The organism is Methylorubrum zatmanii, assembly GCF_014845115.1.
Lineage (GTDB): Bacteria > Pseudomonadota > Alphaproteobacteria > Rhizobiales > Beijerinckiaceae > Methylobacterium > Methylobacterium zatmanii.
This window is the reverse complement of the sequence record NZ_NKUI01000296.1, coordinates 1-9339: the sequence shown is the minus strand read 5'-3', so window position 1 is coordinate 9339 and position 9339 is coordinate 1. Positions and strand designations below refer to the sequence as shown.

Genomic DNA, 9339 nt, shown 5'->3' with positions numbered 1-9339 from the left:
CGGGCGGCGGGTCAGGAGATCCGTGACGAGGGTGATGGAGACGAGAAGCAGCGCGCCCCCCAGCACCGCCGCGCCGATCCAGGGGTGGAAGGCGAAGCAGAGCAGCAGGTAGAGCGGGATCCAGGGCAGGTCGAACAGGGCGGCCGGCCCCGGGCTCGACAGGAAGGTGCGGACCTGGTCGAGATCGCGCAGCGGCTGCAGTCCGTCGCCGTGACGCGCGGCGACGAGCGGGGCCTGCACCACGGCGTCGTAGGTCCGGCGCCCGAACGCCCGGTCCACGGACGCGCCGATCCGGACGAGGAGGCGGTTGCGCAGCACGTCGAACAGGCCCTGGAAGCCGTAGAGGACGAGAACGATGGCGGCGAGCCCGAGCAGCGTGGGCACGCTGCGGCTCGGCAGCACCCGGTCGTACACCTCCAGCATGAACAGGGAGCCGGTGAGATAGAGGAGATTCACCAGGGCGCTCAGCAAGCCGACGCCGAGGAGCGCGCCCCCGATGCCGGGACGCACCTCGGCCATCGTGGAAGACGGTTCGTCATCCTTGGCCGCCGCGGCGTTGTTCGCGAGCGCGGTTGGCTGCATGTCGTTCTGCCTCATGCGACGGGGCTCGCGCGCGAGGGCGCGGCGGCCTTCAGGTGCCGGCCGGGCGGCACGAGGCGCCCGGCCGCTCGGCCCCGCGCATGGGCGCGGGGCCGCACCCGGTCAGGCGAGCATGTAGTCGTGCTCCGGGCTGGCGGAGGCCGTCGCGGTCTCCTGGAAGATCAGCCTGGAGCCGTCGCCGGTGATCGCCGGGTCGTTGATGAAGGCGCCCCGCGTCGCGTCGTCGGCGTTCCACATGAAGTCGTCCTGGGCCATCTGGCTCCTCGTCAGGCCCTGGAGGAGGATCGAGCCGTCTCCCTGATCCGTCTGCCAGCTCACCAGGACGCCGCCCGAGACGTCGGCGACCGTCACCTCGTCCGGGGTGATGTCGCGGAAGGCGATGTGGTCGAATGCGCCGGGGCCCGCATCGAAGCCGCCCGAAACGATGTCGTTGCCGGTGTCCGGCCCCACGATGAAGGCGTCCGCCCCGTCGCCGCCGTTCAGCACGTCGTCGCCCCGGCCGCCGTCCAGCATGTCGTGGCCGGCCCCGGCGTAGAGCACGTCGTTGCCGTCCTCGCCCATCAGGTTGTCGGCCTGGTCCCCGCCGTAGAGCTGATCGGCGCCGCGGCCGCCCATGAGGTGGTCCTGCCCCGCGCCGCCGTCGAGGACGTCGCGCCCGGCATCCCCGGATAGGTCATCGTCCCCTGCCGCGCCGGAAAGACGGTCGGCGCCATCCTGGCCATAGTAGAAGTCGCGGTCGCCCGTACCCGCGAAGGCATCTCGGCCCGCCGTGCCGACCTTCACGTTGAACTCGTCGAAGCGGAAGGCGTCCTCGGCGGTCGTCTCGCTGCCCGTGCCGGGGGCGGACAGGTTGCCGCCCTCGTCCTTGATGAACTTGTCGGCGGTGACGGTCTCCGCGTCGGCGCCGGTCGGGCGGATGACCTGGCGGTCGTCCGTGAACATGAAGTCGTCCTGGGCGAGTCGCGACTTATCGAAGCCTTCCAGCAGGACCGAGCCCCGGCCTTCGGCGACGTCCCAGCTGATCCGCACGCCCGCGTCGGTGTCCTCGAAACGCAGGTCCTCGGCGTTAAGGCCGCGCACCGCCAAGTGGTCGAGGATGCCCGGGCCGCCCTGGAAGTCCCGGATCACGTCGTCGCCGCTGTCGGCGCTGATGACGAAGGCGTCGCCGCCGGGCCCGCCCACCAGGATGTCGTCGCCGGCCCCGCCCTCAAGGTCGCCGTGGCCGACCCCTTCGTCGAGGTAGTCGCGCCCGTCCTCTCCCCGGAGGCCGTCGGCCGCGTCGCCGCCGACGAGCACGTCGGCCCCCCTGCCGCCGTCGAGGTGGTCCATGCCGCCGTTGCCGACCAGGACGTCGCGACCGTTGCCCCCGAGCAGGTCGTCGTTCTCGCCGCGGCCCGCCAGGTAGTCGGCGCCGCCGCGCCCGAAGGCGGTGTCCAGCCGTTCCGTCCCCGGCTGGATGTCCGAGCCCGATCCACCGATAAACAAGCGGTGCTCGCCGAAGCTCAGCTGGGTGTCCGGCGCACCGTCGAGGGAGCTCCGATGCTGCGGTTTGTGCGTCATCTGGCGGGTCCTTGTGCCGATGGAGGGAAGCCGACGTGCCGGGCCGGAGGCGGGCACTTCGGTCTGTACCCCCATGGGGTACACATGACCCAAACCGCGCTTGCGGGCTCGTGGTTTCCGGTCTGCAAGCAATTCGAGACGCATTGCCGCAGTGTCCGCGCCGTTGGCCTGGGTAAGCGTCGTTACCGGTAGCGGCGGCGCCCGGTCGTGCCTGCGCGCTCCGGGGAGCGTACCCTGCCCGGGTAAGGGCCGGTCGGCAGTCCGGCGCCAGGGCAGGGCCTGACCGCCGTCCGGCCGCGCCGGTTGCCGCGAAGCCGGCCGTCGCCCGTCGGCAGGGCCGGCCTCGCTAACGGATCTGGCCGACGGGACGCGCGATGGCGAGCACGCCTTTCAGGCCGCTCCCGAAACGGGCGATGCTCTCGCGGTGACCGCGCAGCTCGCTGTAGGGCAGGTAGCGGAGATCCAGCTCGGCCACCCGCGAGAAGGCTGGCCGGGCGAACTGTGCCCGGACGTCGTCCTCCCGATTGTCGGGAGCGACGAGGAAGAAGTTCCGGGCGGTCCCGCCCTCGGCCCCGAGGGCCAGATCCAGCATGCGGACGATGCCGGAGTAGATGCTCGTCGTATGCTCGACCTCGAAGGCTGCGGCCAGGTCCTGGCTGGCCTTGTCGATCCAGATCACGTCGATGAGGCGGACGGTCTCGGCCGAGGCGGTCGCGGCCAGCCGCCCGGGCAGGCGTTGCAGGCATCCGTCGGAGAGCCGGCCCGCGCCGTAGGGCCGGTTGCCGTCGTTCGAGGCGATCCAGACGTCGAAGCCGAGCGCGAGGCCGAGGTCGCGCAGCCAACCCTGAACCTCGGTGTGGGTGTGGTCGGCTTCGCGGGCGGCCTGCTCCGCCTTTGACGCGGCGCCGGTCGCCTCCACCCGCACGCGTTCGAGGTTCTCGCGCCAGAGCTCCAGCGCGGCGGAGGTGTCGCGCTCCGGCAGCGGATACCGACCCGATCCCACGTCGAAGAGGAAGCCGGCGACGGCACCGAAGTCGTTCGACAGCAGCGAGCGATGGGTCTTGTTGAGGTCGAGGATGCCGCGCCGCATGGCGAGATACTCGTCCCACTTGCCGAGCTTCACGTTGGCGCCCGTCAGGGCGTTGTAGCCCTTCACGATGGCCGTGTTGAACGGCGGAACCCAGGTTGGGTGCAGGAAATAGAGCAGGTTGGCCGCGGCCGGCCCCAAGCCCTTGATGCGGGCCTGGTCAAGCGCTTGTATCGCGGACACCACGTGCGCCTCGGCGTTGCAGCAGAGGCAGGTTTCGAGGAAGCGCCCGAACGCGACCTGGTTGGCGCGATCCTCGTAGATGTCAGGGATGCGCAGCTTCGGCTTCCAGAGGAAGGCGTGGTCGGCACCTTTGAAGACCTGGCGCTGCTCGGCGATGGAATGGACCACCGTCTCCAGCGAGGAGCCCCGGTAGGCGTTGCCGAAGGTGTCGGCCTTGACCTCGTCGACGACCGCCTGGATGCCGCGTCGAATCGACCGGAAGTTCTTGATGCGCTCGTCCCAGAGGAACCAAGTGCGGTAGGAAGCACCGGCATCCTCGCGCCAGTGCCGGATGAGCTTGCCGACCCAGGCGTCGTCCACGTTCGTCATCGCCCCAAGGCTCGGCCGCGCTGCAGGGGACTTATGCCCCGGCCGGGTATCCGGCACCACAAGATCCGGCTTGGTTCGGCGCGGTCTCGTGCGATCCTGGGAGGGTGTCGCAACCGCGCAACGTCCGCGCGCCGGCCATCACGGCAGGCGGCCGAAGGGCCTGCCAAGCCGCGATCCGGCCTTCGGCCAGGACGTACGGCGTGTGAACGAGGTCCGCCCGCAATCGGGAGGCCCCCTCCCGATCCCTCGACCGTGCCGCTAACGCCCCCTGCCCCAGGTCGCGCAGGAGGGTTCATCATCGGCCGCTCGTACCGGATCGACGAGCGGTCCTCAGGCCGCGGACACCTTTCGCCGAAGCCCAGCGTGGCCGTCAGGAAGCGGGATGGCGCGCCGTGAGCGATGAGGCGTCGAACCGGAAGCCACCACGCCGTTGCCGTCCCGTGATCCGGGAAGCGGTCTCCCAGGTGGGTGGTCCCGTGGCCCGTGCCGAGGGGCCGGCCGGGTGACGCCGTCAGTCCGACGGCCCCGAACCCGGCCACGCGGTCCCGGATCGGGTGATGCGCATCCAGGTTCGGAATGTGCGGGGGCCCCGAGCGTGAGGAGCGCGCCGAGCGAGGTCGCGGTCGGCGAGGCCGGGGTCACCGGCCCCATCGCGGCGCCCCCGGAGCCGGGGCGCCCGGCTCCGGCACCGGCCGCGTCTCGCTCGGCCATGAGACTCACCCGGCCTGTACGGGCGTGTAGCCGGCCGACACGACCGCCCTGGCGACGGCGACCGCGTCCGTCGTCCCGCTGACCGTGAGCGTCTTCGTGGCCAAGTCCACGCTCGCCACCGCGCCGGGCAGATCGCGCGCGATGGCGGCGGTGACCGCCCGCACGCAATGGCCGCAGGTCATGCCGTCGACCCGCAGCACGACCGCGTCGGGCCGCGCCGAACCGGAAGCGGAAGCCGGGCGAGCGGTGAGATTGTTCGTGCAGCAGCACATTTGGGAACCTCCTCGGTTGGGATCCCCACGCAAATGGTCGTTCCCATGGTGGGAAGGTCAAGGGCCATCCCTGGCATTCGAACGGATTCTCTGCGGGACCACGAGATCGCCCGCACCGGAAGGCCCGCCTCGAAGGCCCCTTGACCTTCCCATTGTAGGAAGCCCCATCTCCGGAGCCATCGACGTTCGAGGGAGACAAGGATGGCCGCACAAGCGACTGCCGAAGGAGCCAGGGGGAGCGGGACGAGGTTCGAATTTCCGGTCCGGGGAATGAGCTGCGCCTCGTGCGTAGGGCGCGTCGAGACGGCGGTCCGCGCGGTGGCGGGGGTGCAAGCGGCCAACGTGAACCTCGCCACCGGACGCGTCAGCGGCGTCCTGGCCGCGGGCGCGAGCGACATCGCGGTCGCCGACGCGGTTCGCGGGGCGGGCTACGAACCCGTCGAGGTCGTGACGGAGCTGCGCGTTTCCGGCATGACCTGCGCGTCCTGCGTCGGCCGTGTCGAGCGGGCGCTCGGCCAGGTCCCGGGCGTTCGTGACGCCACCGTGAACCTCGCCACGCAGCGCGCGTCGGTGCGCCACCTCGGCGGGGCCGGCATGGCCCAACGCATCGTCGCGGCGGTCGCCGCGGCGGGCTACGAGGCCGAGCCGGTGCGCGACGCCGCGGCGGCCGGCGACCGCGAACGGGCGGAGCGCGAGGCGGAGATTGCGGCTTTGCGCCGCTCGGTGCTTCTGGCCGCGCTCGCCACCGCACCGCTGCTCGTCTTCGAGATGAGCGCGCACCTCTCCGGCAGCCTGCACGAGGCTCTGACGAGAACCCTCGGTCAGGGCATGCTCACGCTCCTGTCCCTCGTCTTCGCCAGCCTCATCCAGTTCGGGCCCGGCTTGCGCTTCTACGCCAAGGGCATCCCGGCCCTCCTGCGCGGCGCGCCCGATATGAACAGCCTGGTGATGCTCGGGACCAGCGCGGCCTACGGCTTCTCGGTCGTCGCGGCGCTAGCGCCCTGGCTCCTGCCCGCCGGCACGGCCTACACCTACTTCGAGGCGGGCGCCGTGATCGTGACGCTCATCCTGCTGGGACGATGGTTCGAGGCCAGGGCAAGGGGCCGCACGAGCGACGCGATCCGGCACCTGCTGACGCTCCAGGCGCGGACGGCCCGGGTCGTGCGCGACGGGGTCGAGACGGAGGTCGACGTCGAGGGGGTCCGTCCCGGCGACGTCGTCGCCGTGCGGCCCGGCGAGCGCCTGCCCGTCGACGGTACCGTGCTCGACGGCGCCTCCTACGTCGACGAGGCGATGGTCACCGGCGAGCCCGTCCCCGCGCGCAAGGCAACCGGCGACGAGGTCATCGGCGGCACCGTGAACGGCACCGGCAGCTTCCGCTTCCGGGCCACCAAGGTCGGGTCCGACACGTTGCTGGCGCAGATCGTGCGCACCGTCGAGGCGGCGCAAGGGTCGAAGCTGCCGATCCAGGCCCTCGTCGACCGGGTGACGACTTGGTTCGTGCCCGCCGTGCTCGGCGCCGCGGCCGTCACGCTCGGGATCTGGCTCGCCTTCGGCCCGTCTCCCGCCCTGGCCTTCGCGCTCGCCAACGCGGTCGCGGTGCTGATCATCGCCTGCCCCTGCGCGATGGGCCTCGCGACGCCGACCTCGATCATGGTCGGAACCGGCAAGGCGGCCGAGTTCGGCATCCTGTTCCGACGCGGGGAGGCGCTCCAGGCGCTGCGGGACGCCCGGGTGATCGCGCTCGACAAGACCGGGACGCTGACCAAGGGCACGCCCGAGCTGACCGACATCGCAGTCCTGCCTGGCTTCGACGAGGACACCGTGCTGCGGCTCCTGGCCTCGATGGAGGCGCGCTCGGAACATCCCGTCGCGGCGGCCATCGTCGCGGCCGCGCAGCGGCGCGGGGTCCGACTGGCGGAGGCCGTCGGGGTCGAGGCGATCCCCGGGTTCGGGGCACGCGCCATGGTCGAGGGACGCCGCGTCGAGGCCGGCGCCGACCGCCTCATGCGGCGGCGCGGCCTCGACCTCTCCGCCCTTTCCGGCGCGGCCGAGCGGCTGGCCGACGACGGTCGGACCCCCCTGTACGTTGCCGTGGATGGTGTCCTGGCGGCCCTGGTCGCGGTCGCCGACCCGATCAAGGAGAGCACGCCCGAGGCCATCGCGGCCCTGCGGCGCCTCGATGCGCGGGTGGTGATGGTCACCGGCGACAACCGTCGCACCGCCGAGGCCGTCGCGCGCCGTCTCGGCATCGACGCGGTCGAGGCGGAGGTGCTGCCGACCGACAAGGCCGACGTCGTGCGCCGGCTTCAGGCGGATGGGACCGTTCCCGTGGCCTTCGTCGGCGACGGCATCAACGACGCCCCCGCGCTCGCGCAGGCCGACGTGGGGTTGGCCATCGGCACCGGAACGGACATCGCGGTGGAAAGCGCGGACGTCGTGCTGATGTCCGGCGACCTGCGGAACGTCGCGAACGCCGTCGCGCTGTCGCGGGCGACCATCCGCAACATCCGCCAGAACCTGTTCTGGGCCTTCGCCTACAACGCCGTGCTGATCCCGGTCGCCGCCGGTGCACTCTATCCGGCCTTCGGCATCCTGATGTCGCCGCTGTTCGCCGGCCTCGCCATGGCCTTCTCCAGCGTCAGCGTCGTCCTGAACGCTCTCCGCTTGCGGGCGTTCGCGCCGATGCTCCAGGCCACGAAGGCTGCCGCTTCCTAGGCGCCGCCCCGGGGCCACGGTCGGGGACGGCCCCGGCCGGCGCGGGCTCGACCGCGGCGGCGCCGCGTCCTAGACCCGGAGGCGGTTGCGAAGGCCCGGCCCCGGTCACCCGTCCAGCGGAGGGCAAAGCCATGAACATCGGTGAGGCGGCCAAGGCCTCGGGGGTCTCGGCCAAGATGATCCGCTACTACGAAAGCATCGGCCTGATCCGGCCGGCGGCGCGCTCCGAGGCGGGTTACAGGCTCTACGGTGACGAGGACGTGCACGCGCTCCGCTTCGTGCGGCGCGCCCGCAGCCTGGGGTTTCCCCTGGACGAGGTCGCCGCCCTGCTTGGCCTTTGGCACGACAAGCGGCGGGCCAGCTCCGAGGTGAAGGCCGTGGCAACGCGGCATGTGCGCGACCTCGAAGCGCGCATCGCCGAGATGCAGGCCATGGTCCGGACCCTCAGCCATCTCGCCGAGCATTGCTCGGGCGACGACCGTCCGGATTGCCCGATCCTCGATGACCTCGCCGGCACCGCGCCCCGGTCCCCCGCGGGTCGTCCCGATAACCGGCGACGCGCGGAACACGCCTGACGGCATTGACGCGCAGGCGAGGCCGGCAGCCGCCGGACGACGGGGTCGAGCGACCGGGGACGCGGCCTTCGCTTCCCACCACGCCTGGGATCGGCCTGTCGTTGGCCGCTCGCCAGGCCAGCGCAGCCAGACGCGGTGCCGCCGCTTGGGCCCGTCGGGACGGCGTGAGGTCTGACGGGATTCGACCTCTCAGGCCAGGTGCGCCAAGCGGATCGGTCGGCGCGCGCCGGCCGCCGCGGGGCCGGCTGGCACGGCGGATGACGCTGCGCGGCGGGCAGCGCTCGCCCCGTCGCGCTCGGCGGCGGGCATGCCTGACATCGGGGTGACCCATGCCGGCTGCGGCACCGCCACGCTGGGGCGGACGCGGCGCCGGCACGAAGGGCAGCGAGCGCGCGGCTTGGGCCCCCTCGCGAACGCCGCACCGGCGAGGTCGCCGCGTTCAGGCGGCCATCTTCCGGCAGCTCTCGGCGCAGCGGCGGCACTGCTCGACGCAGGCTTGCATGTCGCCGACCTGCTCGCAGCTGCGGGCGCAGTCCTCGCAGACGTCGGCGCACTCGGCGCAGGTGTGCTTGTGGTGCGCGGTGCCGAGCAGCATGAAGTGCGCCGAGGTCCGGCAGATCTCGGCGCAGGCCAGCATCAGCCGGAAATGCTCGGGCTCGATGTGCTTGCCGCCGGCCGGGAGGCAGTGGTTCGAGGCCATGCCGAGGCAGGTCTGATAGCAGCGCAGGCACTCGTCGATGCAGGACTGCATGTCCGGGCTCATCTGATGCATTTGGCGGCTCGCATTGTTGGGGGTGGGGTCAAGCCTTACTATGAGGAGCGGCCCGCAAGCTCAGGCGGAGCTCGGGGGCTCGCGATGAATCAACATACCCTTTTGGGGTATGGTTCCGGGTTGCGGGCCGTCGCTCGGCCTCCCCACCAGAGGTGCACGGCAACATGTCAGGTTCCGAAGTGGACCACGGGGGCGTCCCGGTCGACCACAAGCAGCAGCTTCCGCGGCTCCGCCGCATCGAGGGGCAGGTGCGCGGCGTGCAGCAGATGATCGAGACCGGGCGCTACTGCGTCGACGTCGCGCATCAGATCGATGCGGTGATTGCGGCGCTCCGGCGCGTGCAGTCCGACATGGTTCGCGACCACATGCACGCGCTGGTGCAATCGTCCCTCGCCGGCAACCTTTCGGAGGCCGAGCGGCAGCGGCTCGCGGATGAGGTCGGCAGCCTCATCGCCCGGATCGTCTGACCTCCGCCAGGCGCCTCGCGCGAGG

7 protein-coding genes and 1 pseudogene are annotated in these 9339 nt (G+C 71.8%); 3 read left to right on the top strand and 5 right to left on the bottom strand.

What is annotated here, in order from left to right; translation table 11 throughout:
- The 4 genes and pseudogenes from MZTS_RS23800 to MZTS_RS23785 form a co-directional block, all read right to left on the bottom strand.
- Positions 1–597 (bottom strand): annotated as a pseudogene (locus MZTS_RS23800) (type I secretion system permease/ATPase); the annotation flags it as partial.
- 105 nt (positions 598–702) lie between these two features.
- A complete protein-coding gene (locus tag MZTS_RS23795; protein WP_183667273.1) occupies positions 703–2160 on the bottom strand; it encodes a calcium-binding protein in 1458 nt (485 codons plus the stop codon).
- A gap of 346 nt (positions 2161–2506) precedes the next feature.
- Positions 2507–3799 (bottom strand): type II restriction endonuclease, encoded by a 1293-nt coding sequence (locus MZTS_RS23790; protein WP_183667274.1) that lies wholly within the window; start codon positions 3797–3799, stop codon positions 2507–2509.
- A 716-nt stretch (positions 3800–4515) separates the two neighbouring features.
- Entirely contained in the window at positions 4516–4782 is a 267-nt protein-coding gene (locus tag MZTS_RS23785; protein ID WP_009866539.1) for a heavy-metal-associated domain-containing protein, read from the bottom strand.
- Positions 4783–4983: 201 nt separating this feature from the next.
- Here MZTS_RS23785 and MZTS_RS23780 point away from each other — a divergent pair, with 201 nt between their 5' ends.
- Positions 4984–7500, top strand: coding sequence for a heavy metal translocating P-type ATPase (locus tag MZTS_RS23780; protein ID WP_192285738.1), 2517 nt, complete (start codon positions 4984–4986; stop codon positions 7498–7500).
- 131 nt (positions 7501–7631) lie between these two features.
- Positions 7632–8075, top strand: a complete 444-nt coding sequence (cueR, locus tag MZTS_RS23775) for a Cu(I)-responsive transcriptional regulator (RefSeq protein WP_153874043.1) — start codon at positions 7632–7634, stop codon at positions 8073–8075.
- Positions 8076–8514: 439 nt separating this feature from the next.
- Here cueR and MZTS_RS23770 read toward each other — a convergent pair whose 3' ends face one another.
- Entirely contained in the window at positions 8515–8847 is a 333-nt protein-coding gene (locus MZTS_RS23770; RefSeq protein WP_009863512.1) for a four-helix bundle copper-binding protein, read from the bottom strand.
- Positions 8848–9011: 164 nt separating this feature from the next.
- On the opposite strand from MZTS_RS23770, the gene MZTS_RS23765 reads away from it, so the two are divergent.
- Positions 9012–9314, top strand: coding sequence for a metal-sensitive transcriptional regulator (locus MZTS_RS23765; protein ID WP_012454418.1), 303 nt, complete (start codon positions 9012–9014; stop codon positions 9312–9314).
- Positions 9315–9339 lie beyond the last annotated feature (25 nt).

Coding starts and splice junctions, on each gene's coding strand:
- cueR (WP_153874043.1), top strand. CDS start 7,632: ATGAACATCGGTGAGGCGGCCAAGGCCTCGGGGGTCTCGGCCAAGATG.
- MZTS_RS23765 (WP_012454418.1), top strand. CDS start 9,012: ATGTCAGGTTCCGAAGTGGACCACGGGGGCGTCCCGGTCGACCACAAG.
- MZTS_RS23790 (WP_183667274.1), bottom strand. CDS start 3,799: ATGACGAACGTGGACGACGCCTGGGTCGGCAAGCTCATCCGGCACTGG.
- MZTS_RS23770 (WP_009863512.1), bottom strand. CDS start 8,847: ATGCATCAGATGAGCCCGGACATGCAGTCCTGCATCGACGAGTGCCTG.
- MZTS_RS23780 (WP_192285738.1), top strand. CDS start 4,984: ATGGCCGCACAAGCGACTGCCGAAGGAGCCAGGGGGAGCGGGACGAGG.
- MZTS_RS23785 (WP_009866539.1), bottom strand. CDS start 4,782: ATGTGCTGCTGCACGAACAATCTCACCGCTCGCCCGGCTTCCGCTTCC.
- MZTS_RS23795 (WP_183667273.1), bottom strand. CDS start 2,160: ATGACGCACAAACCGCAGCATCGGAGCTCCCTCGACGGTGCGCCGGAC.